The following is an 18311-nucleotide window of genomic DNA, read 5'->3' as shown; positions in this document are numbered from 1 at the left end:
CCTCATTGTATTACGATTTATCAATGGCGCATGCACTTCAGGAATGAGAGGCTTCCGGGGGAGTCTCATCCTCCTTATGCATGGCAGCGCTCTTCTTCTTCACATGCTTCACATAAAGAGTGGTAAAAAGCGCGCCTGATACAAGAAAAGTGTTTTCTGCCGCCTCGTAAATCCAGGATGGAATCTCCCTGTGGTAGATTCTGAAAAAGTTAGTCAGGGTGTTGAGGAGGAAAACGGCGCACCATACCGAGGTGATGAGATAACAGGTCCGCAGGAAGCGGGGCGAGTTCCAGTATTTTTTATCGACGCCATCCCGCGCATAGGCAAACACAAAGGGGTGTCCGGCCAGCATGGTGACAAAAGCAGCGACAAAAAGGGTGCCGCTCGCAAGGACGGCCATGTGGCTGACAACCCACATGTTCTCAAATATCACCACTGCCACGGTGTCAAAGGCAAAAAAAGCGAGGCCCGCCCACATTATGACTCCACGCTGATATTTTGTGATACCCCCGATGATATTGAGCACAAAGGAGACCAGGATGGCAATTTTCAGCTGCGCCAGGCTGTGGTGGCCGGCGATAATCAAAAAAACAATCCAGGGCAGAAACCCCAGTAGAAGGGAAAAAAAGCTCATGGTCCACCGCCTGCGGCAAAATTATGTCAGGTATTCAAGAAAGCCGGTGAAAGACCTTCTCAATATACCCGTTAACAATATGATAACAATACTGTTACATAATATTAACGAAAATGAGGAAACAGCAGCGATCTGAGAGGGTCTAACCCTGTAGAAAAAGGAAAAGGAAAAGGAGGAACGAGCAATGTATCACGTAGGCAGAGTAGACAACGGTCTGATCCCCTCGGGGGGCTATGGCAGGGTGAACGCGCCCGGCCTCGAGCAGAGAATGGAGAACCAGAACGCCCGCGTCCAGGATGGAATCAGCGAAGGCTCCCTCAGCGAAGAGGAGCTCCAGAAGGTAAGGGCCGGCGAGAACAGGTACGAGGCAATGCTTCAGGATTTTAAAGCCAATGACGGCAAGGTGGGACCAAAGGAGCGCATGCTCCTCAATCACCAGCTTGACAAGGTAAGCGGCCTTATATATGCCGACAAGCACAACTAGGCAGTGACAATGAGGCCCCCTGCGGAAGGGGGCCTCAATACGGGGGAGGCGGAAAGATGCTCTACAAGCTCAGAACCTTTGAAAAATTAATGCAGGATATGGCCAGCAGGGAGAGCATCCCTGCCCAGGAGCCTCTTGAGAGGCTTCGCTCCCTTTCATCCCGGATAATTTCACTTTTTACCTGCGCTGATGCAGAGGGGTCTCCCGGAGCAAAAGGAGGCGATGGATTCAGCCTTCTGCCAGAGGAGATTTGCTGCGCGGTTGGTCATGAGGCCCTTCACTACCGCAGCCTTGTGGAAGAAGCTGCAACCCGGGCCTGTGACTGTGGCGGGATTCCCGAGAGCGTCAAAAGGATTCATCTTGCCTTGATTGAGGATGTCCGGTCCGGCTATGAGCACTATCTTGCCGCTTACAGTGAGCTTGAGGAAGCCCTGTGCACGGGCGATATCTCCCATTGCAGCCTGGCCGAGGCATGGGGAGAGCAGGGAGCTGATCTTATCCGGACAGCCAGTGAAGTAATTGAGGAAATCCGCAGCCAGGTCCCTGTGATATTTTAACTGCCTCCGTGCCATGCATGCTCTTGAGTATACCCCCCTGATGTGCTATACTTTCAATGAAATATCAATTTCCCAGAATTGTGGAATATCATGACAGGACCTGGTATGATTGAGAAAACCGTGAAAAGGAAAAAGCTCACAGAGCCGGACAGCGACAGCAGCCTTGCTTACTGGGAAAGCCGCACTTCCGAGGAGAGGCTCGAGGCTGTGGAGCTTTTGAGAAGGCAGTACAGTGGAGATACCGCAGGACTTCAGAGAGTTGCTCGAGTTATTCAACAGCGAAAAAGTTGACTATCTCATAGTGGGTGGATATGCCCTGGCTTTTCATGGCGCTCCGCGCTTCACGGGAGACCTTGACCTTTATGTGAGGCCGGACAGGGAAAATGCGGGAAGAATCCTCCGCGCCCTCGAGTGTTTCGGATTCGGCTCGCTTGGGCTCACCGCCGATGATTTCATTGAGCCGGAGCGGGTGGTGCAGCTTGGTCTCCCTCCAGTTCGCATAGATATTCTCACTTCCCTCACCGGAGTTTCCTGGAACGATGCCTGGCTTCACCGGGCCAATGGAGCCTATGGCGGTGTGCCGGTATTTTTCATCGGAAAAACCCAGCTTGTGATCAATAAAAAGGCCCTTTCGCGCCATAGGGATCTGGCGGATATCGAGGCCCTGGGCCTGAAACCGGACGAAATCACTCCTGGCGGCCGGTGAAATCAAAGGGTCCATGACTGCCCGCTGAATCGAGGCCGGGATAATGAAGATCATCGATGAGATGAGAAGCCTTTTCAACAGGATCTGGGGGAAGCGCCTGGAGCACCTGCTGCGGGAGAGGCGGAATTACCCGCGAAAGCCATGTGATATACCCGGGATATTCACCTATCAGCAGCAGAGCACCATTCCTCTTGTGATCAAGGACATAAGCCTCTATGGAATGCTGGTCCATTCAGGGGGCAAGCTCACGCCTGGAAGCAACCTGCTTGTCTCCGCAAGAGGAGACTCCCCGCATTTTGAGAAATCCCGTTATGAGGTCAATGACATCTACATGACAGTATCATGGTGCAGGAAGTCCGATGAGAGCTGCATCGCGGGGCTTCAGTATAATGACCTGGAGCAGAAAATCGCCAAATCCTGGCTGGGCCTGCTGCTTCAGAAGTATGACCTGCGCAAGGAGGGAGGGCGCTACAGGAGGAAAACCATCAGGATGACTGCAGATATTCCAGTCACCTGGAGGCTTCTGGGCGGCGAGAAGGACTACCAGGGCAAAGTCGTTGATATCAGTCTTGAGGGTGTGCTGATTGAAGCGGACAGGAACATCGAGGCCAGGCAGAACATAAGGCTTTTAATAGGCCCTTATAAAAAGATCCCTCCCCTCACGTGCAGGGCAACGATCATCCACACCCGCCATGCCCGCTCCCTCAAGAAATGGTTTGCCGGCGTCTCCCTCGATGATCTCAACGAGGCTCAGGAAGAGCTTCTTCAAAAATACCTTACTGACCTGTTCCTCACGGTCAGCTGAGGAGCCCCCTGCAGTGGAAGCCTTTACTGCTTTCCTGTTTATGGTATAATCGACGTGAATAATTCCAGGAGGAATGCCATGAAAAGAGAAGCAAAAAGCTCCCTCTTCGCACTGACCGTGATGGTCTTCTGCTTTCTGCAGATGGCACTATTCCACGGCACAGGGCCGTCATTTTCTAACGACACCACCATCGGGTTCACGGGAGGCAGCGCCTATCCGCTTGAGAACCGCGCGGTGAGGCTCCTGAAAGAGGTTCTCGTCGTGGAGCTCAGCGAAGGGGATGCCACGGTGGAAGTGACTTACACCATGAAGAACGAGGGCACTCAAAGCGATGTGACCATGGGCTTCCCTTACTTTTCAGAGGAAGATCTCGTAAACAGGGATTCAGGCGACTATGCCCTCGATGTCAAGGACTTTCAATGCAAAGCCGACGGCAGGGCCGTGGCAGTCACCCGGAAAAAAGGACCCAATATTCTGCAAGGGAAAGACTCGTCTTTTAAAAGCACGTCCTGGAAAACCTGGAAGCTTTCATTCGGAGAAGGCCAGGAGCGCACCGTGTGGCACCGCTACCGGGCTTACATGGGAAGCAGCCTTTCAAGCACCAGCACTTTCAGGGCGGTGAGCTTCCTGGAATATATCCTCACGACGGCAAGGAACTGGAAGGGCGGCACCATCGGTGAGTTTACCCTCACGGTGATCCCTGTCGCTCCCCTGAGGAATTCCGACATATACGGCATTAATATGGTAGGCTTTAAGGATGAAGAGGGAAAGCTCCGCCTTGACCTGAAGAATTTTGCACCCTCGAAGGAGCTCTTCATCGCGGTATACAGCGGTTATGCACCCATGCCCCTCGCGGCACCGTCTGCATGGCTCAATCCCTCTTTCATGCCGAGGGCGCCGATTGCGGGGATGATCCCCGACTCGTCAAGAAGGCTCCTCACGGAGTTTGACCTGAAGGGGAAGACAGCCAGGGAGCTCACCCTCATCAGGAACGAGATCTATGCCCGCCACGGCCGCCCTTTCAAGGACCAGGAGCTCAAAAAGTATTTCGACTCCATGGACTGGTACGTGCCTGACGAAAATTACCGTGAAGCCCTTCTCACTGACGTGGAAAAGAAGAATGCCGCCTACATCCTGGAGTACCAGAAAAAGAAGGGCCTTACGTGGTAATATCAGATTTATCCTTCTCGCGGTGAGTTTGCACACCATTCACCGTTATGTTAGTATAGGGTAAGGGAGAGCTCCCGAAGTCCCGAAGACCCATAACCTTTCCATGGAGGTGCCGATGCTGAAGACCTGTTCACGCTTTCTCCCAATAGTTATCCTCTTGGTACTGTTCATGCGATCACAGGCGATATCGGGCACCGAGGCTGGCTCAGCAAAGCTTGCTGTGATGGAAGGCGAACTTAAGAGGAATTTCCAGGCCCTGGGCCGCCAGGAAACGCCTCCCTACTATATGAGCTATACCATTGACTCGATAAAGAGGCAGTCCGCCTATGCCTCCTTCGGCGCCCTTGCGAAGAAACTCGAGACATCGCGGGCCTACCTGACCATTGACGTGAGGGTGGGCTCGCCGAAAGTGGACAATACCCATGAGATTCGGGGGGGAAGAAGGATGATAGGCCTCCATGAGCCGAACAAGGCCCCCCTCGACGAGAATCCCCAGGGCCTGAAGGAGCTGCTCTGGCAGGAAACCGATGATGCCTACAGGGAAGCCGTTGAGAACCTGGCGAAGGTGAAGACCGACAAGGCACTCAAAGTCAAGGAGGAAGATGAATCCAGCGATTTTACCCTCCAGAGTCCCTCTGTCTCCGTCGCGGAGCCTGCTGGGGTAAAAGTGGACCTTGATGCCTGGGCGCAGAAGGTCCGCGCCTATTCGGAGCCCTTCAGGAAGCTGCCCTATGTCCTCAAGGGCGACGCCTCCTTCTCGAGCGAGGTCCGCACCAAGTATTTCGTCAACACGGAAGGCTCCAGGGTGGAGACCACCGTCAATTACATGCGCCTCTTCATATCCGCCACGGCGAAAGCCGACGACGGCATGGAGCTGCCCCTGATGCTGAGCTATTTCGGCTTCCGGGAGTCCGATTTTCCCGGTGAAAAGCAGATCGAGGCCCACATCACCGCGATGGTGAAGACCCTGGGTCTTCTCAGGATGGCGCCGCTTGTGGAAGCCTATGAAGGCCCGGCAATCCTCTCGGGAAAATCGAGCGGCGTCTTTTTCCACGAGATCCTGGGCCACCGCCTCGAGGGGCACCGCCAGAAAAGCGAGTCTGAGAGCCAGACCTTCAAGAAGAAGGTCCACGAAAAAATTCTCCCCGAGTTTATCTCGGTCATTTTCGATCCCACCGTAAAGGAGCTTGGAGCACTGAAGCTCTCGGGCTTCTATGAGTATGATGACCAGGGCACGAAAGCGGAGAAGGTGGTGGCCGTCAAGGACGGGGTGCTCCGGGATTTCCTGATGACCCGCTCCCCCATAGAGGGCTTCCCGCGGTCGAACGGCCACGCCCGCTGCCAGCCGGGGCAGGTTCCCGTGTCGCGCCAGTCAAATCTCATCGTGACTTCCCGTAAGCACTACCCTGAGAAAGAGCTGAAAGAAATGCTCATCAGCGAGCTCAAAAAGCAGGGCAAGCCCTTCGGCCTCTATTTCAAGGAGATCCAGGGCGGCTTCACGCTGACGACAAGGTCGCTCCCCAACGCCTTCACCGTGAATCCCCTCGTGGTGTACAAAATCTTCGTGGACGGGCGGCCCGACGAGCTGGTGCGGGGCGTCAACTTCATCGGGACTCCTCTCACCACCTTTGACAAGATTATCGCCACCGGCGACACGCCCGAGGTCTTCAACGGCATGTGCGGCGCCGAGAGCGGCGACGTGCCGGTCTCGGCTGTCTCGCCTTCCCTGCTTGTCAGGCAGATCGAGGTGCAGAAGAAAGGGAAGTCCCAGGACAAGCTCCCCATCCTTCCGCCGCCACCTTCACAGATTGAGGAAAGGGGGTCCTCAAGATGAAAAGGATAGCGATATGGAGCGCTCTTCTTCTCCTCTGCCTCTCCCTCTTCTCCCGGCCCTGCCACGGGGAGGAGCAGGTACTGCTGAAAGCCATGCGTGACGAGCTCAGAAGGTCCATGGAACAACTGCAGCTCGACAAGGAGGCCAGCCCCTATTTCCTCTCCTACCTGGTGAAGGATTGGAGCCTTCTCTCCGTCGCGGCCGACTCAGGGGCGATCACTGAAGATGACGGGATGCGATGGCGAATGCTGAAGACCGATCTGAGGGTGGGGGACTGCCAGGTCGATAACACCCATTTTGATGCCGGGATGTCATACGGGCGCACGAATCCACAGAGCGAGGTCGTCATCGACGACAATTACGGTGTGCTCAGAAGGCAGCTCTGGATGGAGACCGACAGGCTGTACAAGGCAGCCCTTGAGCAGCTCACAAAGAAAAGGGCCTGGCTCAGGAACATGATCCATGCGAAAACGGTTCCGGACTTCACGAAAGGAGAAGCTTTCACAGAGGTGAAGGCACCCATGGACCTTGCCATCACCGACAGGGAACAGGGCCGGGAACTGGTCAGGACCGTTGCGCAGCAGCTCACGGGAAACGGAAAGCTCAGGAAATCATCGGTGTATTTCGGGGAGCGGCGCGAAAACGTCTATTATGTCAACAGTGACGGAGCCGAGAGCGTGGAGCCCAGGAAATCCTGCTGGCTCACCATATGTGCCGAGACCCGGGCCGATGACGGGATGCCGCTGAAGAACTTCGTGCAGTACAAGGCGGCTGATCTTTCCGGTCTCCCCGGCAGGGAAAGGATAAAGGAAGACGTGGCGGCTATGCTCAGGGACCTGATGGCCCTGAGAACGGCTCCGCTGGCGGAAAATTTCAGCGGCCCCGTACTCTTCGAGGGGCAGGCAGCGGCGGAGATGATGGCGAGGGGTTTCATCAAAGCCCTCGCGGCCAAGAGAGTCTCCGAATCCGCCGACTCCGATGAAGGCGAAGCGGCAGGCAGGGAGAATCCCCTGCAGTCCAAAGTGGGCGCCCGCGTGATAGGCGGATCGGCTACCATTGTCGATGAAGTGACAAAAAATGCCTGGAAGGGCATCCCCCTCCTCGGCTCCTATCTCGTGGATGAAGAGGGTATAAAGGCGAAGAACATGGTGCTTGTGGAGAAGGGTATAATGAAGAATCTCCTGATGTCCCGCTCACCCGTCGAGGGCTTTAGCGGCTCCAACGGCCATTTCAGGGGGATCTCGGCGGCGCCTGCGGTGGTGAGCGTCTCGTCTGACAAGGCAGTCCCGGCCGGTGACCTGAAAAAAAGGCTGATGGCACAGCTCAAGGAGGATAACCTGAAATATGGCTACCTGGTCAAATCCATCCTGCCTCCCAATCTTTCAACCGGTGACAAGGGGAGCCAGTCAGGAGCCCTTCCCTCGGAGTTTGAGCTTGCCTCTCCTGTCCTGGTGTACAGGGTGTATCCAGACGGAAAGGAAGAGCTCATCAGGGGGGCGGAGTTTGGAAGGATGAGCGTGAGGCTTTTCAAGGACATCCTTGCCCTTGGCAATGATCCTGTGGTTTACAATTACCCTATCAGCAGGTACAAGGCACCCGTTGACTACATCTTTCCCGACAGGACCGATCCCGCCGGCGGTACTTTTGCAACCGTCATCACCCCGTCACTGCTTTTTTCAGAGGTCGATCTTAACAGGCCTTCCGGGAAATATGCCAGGCCTCCTCTGGTGCCCCACCCGGCAGCGGGGCCTTCTCACTAGGATCCCGGGGAGAGCTTCTCCGGGATAAAGGATTTAAGGTTTCAGGGCTTTCGGCATGAATAGAGGCAGACCGCGCCGAAGAAGAATGGCTCTGCCTTTATTTCATTGAACCCTGCATCCCTGAGCAGCTCAGTGACCTGGCGTGAGTCCATGAACTCAGATGTGGAGCCTGCAAGGTAGGAATATGCCTTCCTGTTTCGCGTGATGATGCCTCCGAGGAGTGGAATAACCCGCCTGAGATATGTGCGGAAAAGCCATTTTACTGCAGGGTGAGGAGGCTGGGCAGTCTCAAAGAAGACGAGGCTCCCCTCTTTCCTGAGCACTCTCAGCATCTCGGCAAGGAACGCGGCACTCTGTGGATTATGATGCGTAAGGTTCCTGAAGGCAAAGGTGATGCCTATGCCGTCGAAAGAGCTGTCCTGGAAGGGGAGAAAGGCCGAGTCACCCTTCACCCAGGAAACGGCAAGCCCCTCACACCTTGATTTCTTTCTGCCATGGTCCAGGAAGGGGCCGCAGAAATCAAGCCCGGTGATGGTGCATGCAGATTTATTTCTGAGGGATTCCCTTGCCAGGGCGCAGGCCAGATCACCGGTGCCGCAGCAGAGATCGAGCACCTGCCGGGGTTCGCGAGCGAGGAGGCTCCTCGCCGCTTTGCATCGCCAGCCCTCATCAAGGCCCAGGGTCATCACGCGGTTCATGAGATCATAGTCTGCAGGTCTTATGGCTTCGAAGAGCGTCTTCAGCATTATTTCTCCAGGAATAACCTTTCGGTGAGTGCCGTTGCCGTTTCCTTCGATATGAAGGCTTCAGTCCCTGCAAATGGCCGGGAGCAGGCGGGAGTGAGACCGGGCCTTATCATATCCGTTGATCAGTTCAATCATGGGCCGGCAGAGTCTGTCGTGCTGGTGCCGGAGGGAACCCTCAACGCAGTTGAAGATCGCCTCCGCATACTGCTCTCCCTCTAGTCCGTAAAAAAGCCATGACGCGAAAACCATTGCCGAATACACGGGCATTGGCGAAGAGGAAATAGAGAAACTGTAAGAATTGAACCGTGAAGCCAGTGGCCATTCATCGTCAATACCCGTGGTCATCACACGGTTCATGAGATCATATTTTATTGATCCATTCAATCCGGATGCTGTCGATTGAGTGGCTGTGCCCTGTTCCCCAGCCATAGGCATGCATGCCTACCCTGAATGGTCCTTTTACAGGAACCCCGCCCTGCTTGCCGCCTCCCTTGAGAGTGGCCGATGCGCCGTTCACCTGCAAGGTAATATCCCCTGTCGTCGGGTCAAAGATGAGATACTCGCTGAACCATGTATTCCAGATGGAGGGAAGCGTGGCCGGTGATTTCAGGAACCCTGCATAGAAGCAGTTCATCGCCTCGTAGTGTGCATAGGTCACCTGCCCGAAAACCCTCGAGAGGTCCTCCGACAGTATGGCGGTGATCCCTGTGAAATGATTCCCTCCATAGTGGACCATGGTGCGTTTTGTGATCTTCAGGAGCTTTCCCGGAACAGGCGTTATCGGCTTTGTCACCACTGCCCCACCCCTGTCAGCCGCTTCCTGTGTAATCACAAGGATGCTCTCCCGCTGGCCGTCGAGCTGGGATAAAACGCTCCCGTCCTGGCCGCTCCTGTGGATGTGAACTGACACCCCGCTCCCGCTCCCGAAAGAGCTGCCTTTCCCCGTGGCGCTTCTCAATTCCCACAGGGAGCTGTCCAGGGTTCCTCGCTCGAAGTCATCGAAAAGAACGGTCGTCTTCCCTAGCGGGGAAGTCGGTGAAGGCGAGGGAACGGGCCCTCCTGTTTCACATTGGAACTGCACGATGACGTCGGCATAATTCATACCCGCCCCAAGGTTGGGATAGACATAATAGGCGCCGGCCGCCAGAGTGAAGCCCACGGGATTTTTCCCGGGCGCTGAGGTGAAAACGGTCTTCCCCCCGGCATTGGTTATCCAGAAGCTTTCAGCCGTTCCGGAGAAATTGATGAGCGTCCCCGTCGAGGGGAGAGTGAAGGGCGAAGCGGAGAGCTTTGCCCCGCTTGTGGGTGTGCCTCTCTGCTGAGAGCCTTTCCCCTCGATGATAACCTGTTTTGCAGGAGCAGGCGCTGAAACTGCCAGGAGGGCCCCCAGGGCAAGAATTACCAGGATCCGCTTTTCCAGGAGCATAGAATGGACCGCCTTTCCTTCGGGAACTCAAGAAAATCCAGTGCTTTCTTCAGGGTCAATTGTAGCAGAGATAGTCACTGCGGTCAATGGAAGGGTCACGGTGAGTTCACACTCTTTTTACAATTCTGCCGGTTCTGATAACATTTTCGTCATATCCTGTCAATGCGACTCCTTTATACTTTTCTTGAAGGGGAAGCCTGATAGGAAGAAAAGCGAGAAGGGCCGCCGTGACCTTGCGTCGCAGTTATTCCAGGCAGAGAAAAGGGCCCTGGAGAAGGGCATGGAGAAGGGCCGGGCAGACAGCCTTAGGGAAATAGGCCTGAAGATGAAGGAAAAAGGCCTCGACGCGAAAACCATTACCGAATACACGGGCCTCGGCGAAGAGGAAATAGAGAAGCTGTAAGCCTTGCAGAGTGAGGCCAGGGGCCATTCTCCCGGCAAACAGGATTTGCCTGTGATACGAACGCCAGTATAGCGACAAATCCAATTGTTTGCTGAAAAGGAGAATGCCCCCTGTCCTCTAAGTGATTCAGAGGATTTCGACACCCAAACAATCGCTGAACTATTTCATGAAGTCTTGCAGCCGGAGCAAAGCCTATTCCTTATTATCGATTAGCTCCACAAATCTAGCGATTGGTGCGATATTTTTAAATACGACAGGTTCATCTCTTCTGTTCCCCTCTTCCTCTGAACGGAGGAACCAGTGATTTCCTTTTCTCACAATTCGTTTTAAAGCAAAGGAGGATGTTTCGTCATTTGAAGTTTTTTCCACCAAGCAGATTCTGCCTTCCACATCTGATGAGCTGATTGCCGTTATCCATTCCATGAGCACTCTGTCACCATCAGAAATAGGATTTGCTCCGCCGTCCATCGAAGTGCCCTCTGCGATGATGACAAAATATTTGGCAGTATCGATAGATTTTCTTTTTGACTCAATTTCCAAGATATCTGCATTCTTGCACGCTTCATTATAATAGCCGTTGACAAAGGCACCGCATGCCACTCGAAAGTCTCTGAAAAAGGGCACTCTGAATCTTCCAGGGAAATATATTACATTCGACTCGGGATCCATCTTGACAGGCTCCATAACCCACTGGCCGGCCTCATTTCTGAAACGGACATGGAAAGATGTGCCGGGTGAGCCCGCATAAGGACCAAACCATTTCCTCAAAACTTCCGGGAGAACATTACCCTCCTTACCTGTAACACCCATTACGTTGATTGCTTTTTTCACAAATCTTGCCCGATACACAACTCCATCTGCAAGCAGATCAGTATCTCCAAAAGGAAGGATATCACGTTTCTTGAGATTACCAAGCATTATGATAGGTTTGATAGTTTTGCCTCCCGATGTGATCACTTTGGCAATGATTTCTTTAGTAATTTCAACATCAGTAGGCATTGAAATTACTCTTTTTTTCTCATATGTGGAAAGCCTGTAATCAATAAGTTCCTGTGTCATTGCAGTGAATTCATCTCGAAATTCTTCAGGTACATTAAGGTTCAGAGAGAAAAGATTATCCCTGTAATTGAATAAACGGCCCAATTTATTTTCTTGCATTCCTGAGGATATGTGGACAAGATTTCCTTCCCAGTAAGTAAGCCACTTCTGAGGCTCTGGAATGAGAGGATTGGGGAAGAGTTCGGGATCGATATCTTTCTGGAGTAAAGGATTTCTTGCCAATATATTATGAGCCCTGAGGGCAAGACTGTCCAAAGGTATTTTGACGAAAAAAGCGTCTTCTTCAATAAGCGCCTTGATGGTAATGAAAAAGAAACAATTTTTCATTACCATCATTTCAAGCTCTCTAAACCATGAGGGCTCCTTTTCCAGGCAATATCTTTCTTTCTCCATGAGATCACCACGGCTTCCCACAAAAGAGAACCATCCCCCATATCTTGTCCTGATAGCATTGAAAGAAAGTCCTGCCTGTATGAGCTCAGCGGCCAGAATTCGCCTACCGTGAATGAGCCTGTATTCATCATAGATTGTCTCTATAGCTTCTAAGCCTGATATCTTTAGGAACTCCTTCATCATATCAATAAGGCCCATCTCATAAGTGACGGAACAGCCAGGTGGAAGCTCAATGGTATTTTTCTTCACAGATTCAAGAGATCTTGCCAAGGTCATAGTGCCACCGCCAAGCGATAGTAATGTCCTTGGCTTCAGAAGGAAAGAACGATGGTTTCCAATAAAATCAATTATGGTGAGCCTCTCTTTATCTTTTGCAGTTCTGAGGCCTCTTCCCATTTGCTGCAGAAATAATATCGAAGATTCTGTAGGCCGGAGCATAAGGACTGTATCTACATCAGGTACATCAAGGCCCTCATTGAATATGTCCACGGCAAATATTACATCGAGCTCACCTGTTTCAAGTTTAAGAAGTGATTCTGCTCTTGGATCCGAGCCCGCACCAGAATGCACCGATGCTGTTTTATATCCTCCCTTTTCTTTGAAATATCGCGCCATGAAATCCGAATGATGCCTCGAGCAACAGAATGCAATTGTTCGCGTCCCTTTGAGTTTTTTCCAGCTACTGAGAGCCTTCTCAGCTCTTACCTGTGTTTCTACTGCATTTTCAAGCATCTCTGGATCAAATTTTCCGTTTCTCCAGGGAATGTTCTGATAGTCAACCGGATCTTTAATGCCATAATAGGAAAAAGGAACAAGAAGGCCTGCGGTGATTCCAGCGACAAGACTTTTTTCATATACAAGATTGTTTTCACACAGAACCAAAAGATCGCTCTGATCAGTTCTTTCAGGAGTTGCCGTAATCCCTAGAAGAAAGGAAGGGCTGAAGTGGGCTATGAGCTTCCTGTAAGTGTTAGCGCAAGCATGGTGAAACTCGTCGATTATTATATAATCGAAATAACCAGGCTCAAATAGAGAAAGGTTTTGCTTTTTTGAGAGAGTCTGTATTGAAGCAAAAAGCACATCTGCTGCGCTGTTTTTCTCTTTGCCCATGAAAATACCGAGGAAGCTGCCAGGACGCATTTTACGGAAGACTGACTGTGATTGATGGAGAATTTCTTCACGGTGTGCCACAAAGAGAACTCTCTTGAACTCCATTGAATCAAAAGCCGCGAGGTATGTCTTTCCCAGGCCTGTGGCGAGCACTACAAGTCCCGCTTGATAACCTTCTTTACGTGTTTCTCTTAAAGCAGAGAGAGCCTGTTCCTGAATAAAATGAGGTTGAGGTAAATCTGCTGGTGATTCTGGCTCTATGAGTTCAGGTGGTCTGAATATCTTCTTTTCTGAAGTTCTGGTGCAGCGTTCTCTGTATTCCTTAAGCCACTGGAAATCGAGGGGTTTCACGCATTGGTTTGAAAGAAGTTCTTCAAAAGCCTTGTTGATAAAAAGGAATCCTTCAGGATCTTTCTCTGCGTCAATTCTGTAATTCCACTCAATGCCGCTTCCCAGGGCTGAATGGCTTAGGTTGCTTGAGCCTACGAATGCAGATCCTCCTTGATTGTAGTGAAAAATATATGCCTTGGGATGAAAGCTGTCGCATCCGGATTCATAGATATAAGTCCTGATACGGCCGTCCAAAGCCCAGTCCATAAGGAGGTTCAGGGCTTCTACTTCTGTTATATCCAGATAATCACCTGTGAGCACTCGTATGGGAACTCCCCTGTCACGGGCATCAAGGAGAGGACCTTTTATGGCTGTGAGTCCAGAGCTTCTTACAAAGGAGACGACGAGGTCAACTGCCCGAGCTTTGGCAAAGAGCGGACGCAGATGTTCCAGGAAAGGATCGCTTCCTCCCCGGGCAAGGGGCTTTGATCTGAATATCGGGATTATCTTATTTGTCTCCATGCTTTTGTCTGCAGGAATCCGACTTCAACTTTGCAGCTGGGACGATTTCGGGAACGATGAAAATGGAATGCTGTATTAAAGCACCTTCTCTGAAATTCTTCCCATGCTATCTCATTCCTTCACTTTATACTCTCCATTGAGCTTATAATACTTCTCTACAGTGTCACATGGGTGTCAGTGTCCACCAAGGCAAAGAGTGGAAAAGTTGATTTATAGAGGACAGGGGCCATTCTCCTCTTCAGCAAACAATTGGATTTGTCGCTATACTGGCATTCGTAGCACAGGCAAATCCTGTTTGCCGGGAGAATGCCCCTGGCCTCACTCTACACCACAGAGCGCATTTCAGGATTTTTCGATGATGCCGAGCTCTATTGCGCGCTCCACCATTCTTTGCCGTGTCCGCTCCCTTCGTTCCTGGTTCGCTTCCTCTATGGAGCGGAACTTCTGAACTCCTCGCAGCGGGGTATAGCCCGACACCTTCCAGCTGTATTCCCAGAGAGATGAGATACGCCGAGCGAGAGTGGGATCCTCGGAGTTCAGCCACAAAGCGCGCCTAGCCGAGGTGAGGTCACGGAATTTTCGATCTCGGGATCATTCCAGATGGAGCGCAGCGCCCACGAGAACATATTCCACTCTGTGCCCGTCAAGCGCGCTGAGAAGTCGCATCACAAGATTGAAGTCCACGTCATTCTTCTCCCAAAAGGGAAATAGAGTCCTCTGCCAGTAGGAATTCTTTGCAGGCAGAGAGTCTCCTCCAGGAGTGCTGCGAAGAAGGATTGAATACGAAAAGTTTACACAATTCCGAAGAGATGAAATATCGGGGTAATACCCGGGCAATATTGTTCCTGTATGATCGATGGAGAGCCATCATTCACTGCAGGAGCATCACCCTCAATGCCTTCCCCTTGGATTGAAGTGCCAGATGACTGGCTGGACGATGAATACTCGAATCATTCGGGATACAGAGTTTTTCAAGAGTATTTCGGATTAAGAGCCAGGCCTGGAGTTATCAACGAATATCTTCTTGGCTCAGGTATTTGCAATTCAGCGCAGATTGAGGTAGAAAGATTCAGCGCGAAGGAAATATCCGGCAGATTGAAGATCAAAAGCACAATGAAAGTCACAGGGCCCTTGAAGCTTGGCGGTACAGGAACTGACAAAATAAGGATTCACAGAACGATTGATAACAAGATATGCAAGTTTGATTTAATGGACGCAAGCAGAGTGCGAATCGAAGGTTTCGGCGTAGAGTATTATCGCAGAGTAATCCCGTTATTGAGAAAACTAGGAATAGAGACAATAAAAACTGACCCCACGACGACAGCAGAGCGCTCAAAGGAAGAATACAATTTAATCGGGGCATATGTATGGAGCTTCTATGGTTATTCCAACGATGATATGAAAGAGACACTGAATCAGTATGCTGATTACCTCAAGAAAGTAAGAGGAATTAAGCTTACTCCAGATCGGGAAAATAAAATCATGAGCATTACAAGAATGTGCAAGTTGGCAAAAAACAAGCTCCCCAATGGCGAAAAGACAGGGAAGAAGTTCCTTATGGGCATGGATGCCCATGATAAACCTATACGCCCTGTATGGTGGAGCGGGACACACCAGGATATCAACGACGAAAGCACTGATGAGATGTCAGAATTGATAGACCATCTTCTTGATAGAATCAAGCAGAATTGACTTATTGTCAATGATACGCTATAATAAAATTGAGGTGATTCTATGGCTGACTATGCAGATCACAGTGAAATTGAACTGATAGAAAGAAAATATGCGAGTTATCCCGACAGCATGGAAATAACTGGTATGTGCTATGATTTAGGCATTAAAGAAGATAACCTCAGGACCATCAAAGAAGATGACGCCTGGGCATATTACCATGAACTGAAGGCCATGATAGAAGCAAAGCAGCGAAAGAGCGCGTAAGAAAAGGTAATGACTTGACGAAGCCCGGCCCGGGGCTTTTTTAGTTCCGAATGAATTTCTTGATAAAGCTCGTCATCGTCATCTTCGTCCCCGATCTGGCACTTCTCATAGATATCTCCGTCGGTGCACTCCATGGCTTCACCCAAGTGGTTCGAGAGGCTGAAGACGAAGGAGGGTTGAATACGAAAAGTTTACACAATTCCGAAGAGATGAAATATCGGGGTAATACCCGGGCAATATTGTTCCTGTATGATCGATGGAGAGCCATCTTTCACTGCAGGAGCATCACCCTCAATGCCTTCTCCTTGGATTGAAGTGCCTGACGACTGGCTGGACGATGATTATGCCAGGGATAGGGCTTACCAGAGAATTCAGAGGTATTTCCGAAAAACAGTGAAACCTCAAATTATAAATGAATATCTTCTGGGAGAAGGAAAGAATCATAGAAGAGAAGCCTTAAAAGTGAACTATGTCAAGTTTGAAATAGATTCTAAGGGCATACTTCAAATTTTTGCCAGAATGGCTTGCAAGGCCTATGACAAGAATGGTAAAACGGTGACCGGGGGAGGCACGATCAAGAGATCCCTTAATCGCAAGAATAGGGAAGTGCACTTTACAGAGATGCTCCCTGACGATTACAAAACAAGACCTTTCCCTAAGGGCTTTTCATATCTGTATTATCGGAAATCCATACCGCTGCTGAGAAAACTGGAATACTCCACCATAAAAACTCATACATACAGCAATGGAGGAGTAGATCACAATGGCAGAAAAGGAATTTTTTGATAAAAATGTTGGATATGGCGATGCTGGTGAAGAAAATTTACTCGAAATGGAAAATGAAAAAAGAAAAACCCGTCCTTCAGTATCAGAAATGTTAGGAATGTGCCGTGCGTTGGGATTAGAGTGCGACCCTCTGAGAGATATCTCAGAAGATGACGCCTGGGCCTACTACCGCGAACTCAAGGCTCTGCTTGAAGCAAAGCAGCGAAAGAGCGCGTGACGCACCCGCTCCGCCTTTTGAAATTCACTGAGCATTTTGCTACAATACCAGAGAGGACTGGACAATATGGTGAATAACTATACAGCGAAATATACCAAGATCAGTTCAGGATATATGGGGCAGCTTGTGGAATGGGCTGAAGTTGTTACCGAGGGAAAAGACATTGAGGAATGCCGGAGTATGCTCAAGGACGCATTGAAAGAGATGGTTCTTGCATACAAGGATATGGGTAAGGAGTTACCCCAGGGAGGGCACTTAATGAATTATGCAAGCAAGCAGGGCTGAATCCAAAGTTCTGAATGCAATGAACGCTACTTCAGGCCCAGGACCCTCCGGGCGTTTTTCCACGCTATTTTCTCCAGGTCCGGCCTGCTCACCGGCAGGTGCGTCAGGAAGTCCACGCCAGCCCTGTTCGATTCATTCGGCCAGTCCACCGAGAAGAGCACGTTGTCCACGCCGATGGTTCCTATTGCGCACAGGACCGACTGAGGCGAGAAGTTCCCGCTCGTCGTGACGAGCATGTGTTCCCTGATATACTCGGCAGGTGATTTCTTCAGCTTCCTCTGCCTCGCGAACAGAGAGAGGCGGTTGTCGATTCTCTCGAGATTGTAGGGGATTGACTCTCCCAGGTGGCCCAGGATTATCCTGAGCCCCGGGAAATGATCAAATACCCCGGCGGCAAGTATCCTCAGAAAATGGCAGCTTGCATCCACCATGAAGCCCCAGACCGGGGCCGCGAGCTCCTCGTGCCCCTTAAAATACGTCTCCATCAGCGAGGGGAGGGGGAAGCCCGGATGGAGGTAGATCGGCACATTGAGCGCCTGGGCGCATTCAAAGACAGGCCAGTATTTCCTGTCATCCAGAAACTCGCCGCTCACCGTGCCGGATATGAGGGCGCCCACAAAGCCAAGCCTGGTGACAGTCCTTTCAAACTCCGCGACAGCCGCTTTCGGATCCCCAAGGGGCAGGGTGGCAAATGCCGCGAAGCGCTCAGGGTGTCTTTTTACCGCTTCAGCAGCCAGGTTGTTTGCCTCAGTGGCTCTCCGAAGAGCCTCTTCCGCATCGGAAATATGCGGACCCGAATATGAGAGGACCTGCATGGTGATACCCGCCTCGTCCATCGCGGCAATGCGCCCCTCTCCCAGGTCAAGGTAAGCCTTGATCACATCGGTGCCTATGAGCTCCGCAGACGCATCAATGGTCATTTTCACCACATCCGTATCGGTAAGTGATCCTGTGACCTTCTCCGTGACAAAGCCCTCTTCCAGAGCGATGATCTTCATGGCCCCTCCTCCTGAACACGATGATTTTCATTGAAGCATTTCTGCGGAATGCCCGATTCCCCTTTATATGTCACTAAGAGGGTACAGGCCGAGGCAGGAAAAAATCCCCGGTGGTGTAAAAGAGGAAGAGAGTATCCCTATGGAAGGG

General features: G+C 51.3%; 20 protein-coding genes. 15 read left to right on the top strand and 5 right to left on the bottom strand.

Annotated elements, in window-relative coordinates:
* Positions 1-37 precede the first annotated feature (37 nt).
* A complete protein-coding gene (locus tag RDV48_21710) occupies positions 38-634 on the bottom strand; it encodes a hypothetical protein (GenBank protein MDQ7825433.1) in 597 nt (198 codons plus the stop codon).
* Positions 635-818: 184 nt separating this feature from the next.
* On the opposite strand from RDV48_21710, the gene RDV48_21705 reads away from it, so the two are divergent.
* The 8 genes from RDV48_21705 (at position 819) to RDV48_21670 (ending at position 7950) form a co-directional block, all read left to right on the top strand.
* Positions 819-1118 (top strand): hypothetical protein, encoded by a 300-nt coding sequence (locus RDV48_21705; GenBank protein ID MDQ7825432.1) that lies wholly within the window; start codon positions 819-821, stop codon positions 1116-1118.
* Positions 1119-1174: 56 nt separating this feature from the next.
* Positions 1175-1675, top strand: a complete 501-nt coding sequence (locus tag RDV48_21700) for a hypothetical protein (protein MDQ7825431.1) — start codon at positions 1175-1177, stop codon at positions 1673-1675.
* A 105-nt stretch (positions 1676-1780) separates the two neighbouring features.
* Positions 1781-1966: a hypothetical protein gene (locus tag RDV48_21695; GenBank protein ID MDQ7825430.1), complete on the top strand. Its 186-nt coding sequence runs from the start codon at positions 1781-1783 to the stop codon at positions 1964-1966.
* Positions 1935-2381, top strand: coding sequence for a hypothetical protein (locus RDV48_21690; GenBank protein MDQ7825429.1), 447 nt, complete (start codon positions 1935-1937; stop codon positions 2379-2381). Before RDV48_21695 ends, RDV48_21690 begins: the two co-directional genes overlap by 32 nt.
* A 43-nt stretch (positions 2382-2424) precedes the next feature.
* Entirely contained in the window at positions 2425-3186 is a 762-nt protein-coding gene (locus RDV48_21685) for a PilZ domain-containing protein (GenBank protein MDQ7825428.1), read from the top strand.
* Positions 3187-3264: 78 nt separating this feature from the next.
* Positions 3265-4356 (top strand): YARHG domain-containing protein, encoded by a 1092-nt coding sequence (locus tag RDV48_21680; protein MDQ7825427.1) that lies wholly within the window; start codon positions 3265-3267, stop codon positions 4354-4356.
* Positions 4357-4579: 223 nt separating this feature from the next.
* Positions 4580-6190: a TldD/PmbA family protein gene (locus tag RDV48_21675; protein ID MDQ7825426.1), complete on the top strand. Its 1611-nt coding sequence runs from the start codon at positions 4580-4582 to the stop codon at positions 6188-6190.
* Positions 6187-7950 carry a metallopeptidase TldD-related protein gene (locus RDV48_21670; protein ID MDQ7825425.1) on the top strand — a complete coding sequence of 588 codons (1764 nt, stop codon included), beginning with the start codon at positions 6187-6189 and terminating at the stop codon, positions 7948-7950. The genes RDV48_21675 and RDV48_21670 overlap by 4 nt, the downstream gene beginning before the upstream one ends.
* Positions 7951-7991: 41 nt before the next feature.
* Here the strand turns inward: RDV48_21670 and RDV48_21665 are convergent, their stop codons facing one another.
* Positions 7992-8696 carry a ubiquinone/menaquinone biosynthesis methyltransferase gene (locus tag RDV48_21665; GenBank protein ID MDQ7825424.1) on the bottom strand — a complete coding sequence of 235 codons (705 nt, stop codon included), beginning with the start codon at positions 8694-8696 and terminating at the stop codon, positions 7992-7994.
* 24 nt (positions 8697-8720) lie between these two features.
* On the opposite strand from RDV48_21665, the gene RDV48_21660 reads away from it, so the two are divergent.
* Positions 8721-8915, top strand: coding sequence for a hypothetical protein (locus RDV48_21660; protein MDQ7825423.1), 195 nt, complete (start codon positions 8721-8723; stop codon positions 8913-8915).
* A gap of 142 nt (positions 8916-9057) precedes the next feature.
* On the opposite strand, the gene RDV48_21655 is transcribed toward RDV48_21660, so the two are convergent.
* On the bottom strand, positions 9058-10122 hold the full coding sequence (locus tag RDV48_21655) for a hypothetical protein (protein ID MDQ7825422.1): 1065 nt from the start codon (positions 10120-10122) through the stop codon (positions 9058-9060).
* A 280-nt stretch (positions 10123-10402) separates the two neighbouring features.
* Here RDV48_21655 and RDV48_21650 point away from each other — a divergent pair, with 280 nt between their 5' ends.
* Complete coding sequence (locus tag RDV48_21650) at positions 10403-10525, top strand: hypothetical protein (GenBank protein MDQ7825421.1); 123 nt, start codon at positions 10403-10405, stop codon at positions 10523-10525.
* Between the two features lie 192 nt (positions 10526-10717).
* Here RDV48_21650 and RDV48_21645 read toward each other — a convergent pair whose 3' ends face one another.
* Positions 10718-13939 carry a DEAD/DEAH box helicase family protein gene (locus tag RDV48_21645; protein MDQ7825420.1) on the bottom strand — a complete coding sequence of 1074 codons (3222 nt, stop codon included), beginning with the start codon at positions 13937-13939 and terminating at the stop codon, positions 10718-10720.
* Positions 13940-14788: 849 nt separating this feature from the next.
* On the opposite strand from RDV48_21645, the gene RDV48_21640 reads away from it, so the two are divergent.
* The 5 genes from RDV48_21640 to RDV48_21620 all read left to right on the top strand — a co-directional run bounded on the left by RDV48_21640 (position 14789) and on the right by RDV48_21620 (position 17165).
* A complete protein-coding gene (locus tag RDV48_21640; protein ID MDQ7825419.1) occupies positions 14789-15631 on the top strand; it encodes a hypothetical protein in 843 nt (280 codons plus the stop codon).
* A gap of 42 nt (positions 15632-15673) precedes the next feature.
* Complete coding sequence (locus RDV48_21635; GenBank protein MDQ7825418.1) at positions 15674-15877, top strand: hypothetical protein; 204 nt, start codon at positions 15674-15676, stop codon at positions 15875-15877.
* Between the two features lie 249 nt (positions 15878-16126).
* On the top strand, positions 16127-16663 hold the full coding sequence (locus RDV48_21630) for a hypothetical protein (protein MDQ7825417.1): 537 nt from the start codon (positions 16127-16129) through the stop codon (positions 16661-16663).
* On the top strand, positions 16641-16880 hold the full coding sequence (locus tag RDV48_21625; protein ID MDQ7825416.1) for a hypothetical protein: 240 nt from the start codon (positions 16641-16643) through the stop codon (positions 16878-16880). The genes RDV48_21630 and RDV48_21625 overlap by 23 nt, the downstream gene beginning before the upstream one ends.
* Before the next feature lie 66 nt (positions 16881-16946).
* Positions 16947-17165, top strand: coding sequence for a type II toxin-antitoxin system HicB family antitoxin (locus tag RDV48_21620; GenBank protein ID MDQ7825415.1), 219 nt, complete (start codon positions 16947-16949; stop codon positions 17163-17165).
* Positions 17166-17191: 26 nt separating this feature from the next.
* On the opposite strand, the gene RDV48_21615 is transcribed toward RDV48_21620, so the two are convergent.
* Complete coding sequence (locus tag RDV48_21615) at positions 17192-18163, bottom strand: amidohydrolase family protein (protein MDQ7825414.1); 972 nt, start codon at positions 18161-18163, stop codon at positions 17192-17194.
* Between the last annotated feature and the right edge of the window lie 148 nt (positions 18164-18311).

It is taken from the genome of Candidatus Eremiobacterota bacterium, assembly GCA_031082125.1.
In the GTDB taxonomy this organism is placed as follows: domain Bacteria; phylum Vulcanimicrobiota; class CADAWZ01; order CADAWZ01; family Ess09-12; genus Ess09-12.
Note: the sequence above shows the minus strand (reverse complement) of the source record. Positions and strands in the feature narration are given on the sequence as shown.

What these genes read in the sequence shown, in the direction of transcription:
- RDV48_21695 (MDQ7825430.1), top strand. Translation starts at nt 1,781, where the DNA reads ATGATTGAGAAAACCGTGAAAAGGAAAAAGCTCACAGAGCCGGACAGC.
- RDV48_21685 (MDQ7825428.1), top strand. Translation starts at nt 2,425, where the DNA reads ATGAAGATCATCGATGAGATGAGAAGCCTTTTCAACAGGATCTGGGGG.
- RDV48_21655 (MDQ7825422.1), bottom strand. Translation starts at nt 10,122, where the DNA reads ATGCTCCTGGAAAAGCGGATCCTGGTAATTCTTGCCCTGGGGGCCCTC.
- RDV48_21650 (MDQ7825421.1), top strand. Translation starts at nt 10,403, where the DNA reads ATGGAGAAGGGCCGGGCAGACAGCCTTAGGGAAATAGGCCTGAAGATG.
- RDV48_21630 (MDQ7825417.1), top strand. Translation starts at nt 16,127, where the DNA reads ATGATCGATGGAGAGCCATCTTTCACTGCAGGAGCATCACCCTCAATG.
- RDV48_21700 (MDQ7825431.1), top strand. Translation starts at nt 1,175, where the DNA reads ATGCTCTACAAGCTCAGAACCTTTGAAAAATTAATGCAGGATATGGCC.
- RDV48_21710 (MDQ7825433.1), bottom strand. Translation starts at nt 634, where the DNA reads ATGAGCTTTTTTTCCCTTCTACTGGGGTTTCTGCCCTGGATTGTTTTT.
- RDV48_21670 (MDQ7825425.1), top strand. Translation starts at nt 6,187, where the DNA reads ATGAAAAGGATAGCGATATGGAGCGCTCTTCTTCTCCTCTGCCTCTCC.
- RDV48_21645 (MDQ7825420.1), bottom strand. Translation starts at nt 13,939, where the DNA reads ATGGAGACAAATAAGATAATCCCGATATTCAGATCAAAGCCCCTTGCC.
- RDV48_21675 (MDQ7825426.1), top strand. Translation starts at nt 4,580, where the DNA reads ATGGAAGGCGAACTTAAGAGGAATTTCCAGGCCCTGGGCCGCCAGGAA.
- RDV48_21665 (MDQ7825424.1), bottom strand. Translation starts at nt 8,696, where the DNA reads ATGCTGAAGACGCTCTTCGAAGCCATAAGACCTGCAGACTATGATCTC.
- RDV48_21620 (MDQ7825415.1), top strand. Translation starts at nt 16,947, where the DNA reads ATGGTGAATAACTATACAGCGAAATATACCAAGATCAGTTCAGGATAT.
- RDV48_21705 (MDQ7825432.1), top strand. Translation starts at nt 819, where the DNA reads ATGTATCACGTAGGCAGAGTAGACAACGGTCTGATCCCCTCGGGGGGC.
- RDV48_21635 (MDQ7825418.1), top strand. Translation starts at nt 15,674, where the DNA reads ATGGCTGACTATGCAGATCACAGTGAAATTGAACTGATAGAAAGAAAA.
- RDV48_21640 (MDQ7825419.1), top strand. Translation starts at nt 14,789, where the DNA reads ATGATCGATGGAGAGCCATCATTCACTGCAGGAGCATCACCCTCAATG.
- RDV48_21680 (MDQ7825427.1), top strand. Translation starts at nt 3,265, where the DNA reads ATGAAAAGAGAAGCAAAAAGCTCCCTCTTCGCACTGACCGTGATGGTC.
- RDV48_21615 (MDQ7825414.1), bottom strand. Translation starts at nt 18,163, where the DNA reads ATGAAGATCATCGCTCTGGAAGAGGGCTTTGTCACGGAGAAGGTCACA.
- RDV48_21625 (MDQ7825416.1), top strand. Translation starts at nt 16,641, where the DNA reads ATGGCAGAAAAGGAATTTTTTGATAAAAATGTTGGATATGGCGATGCT.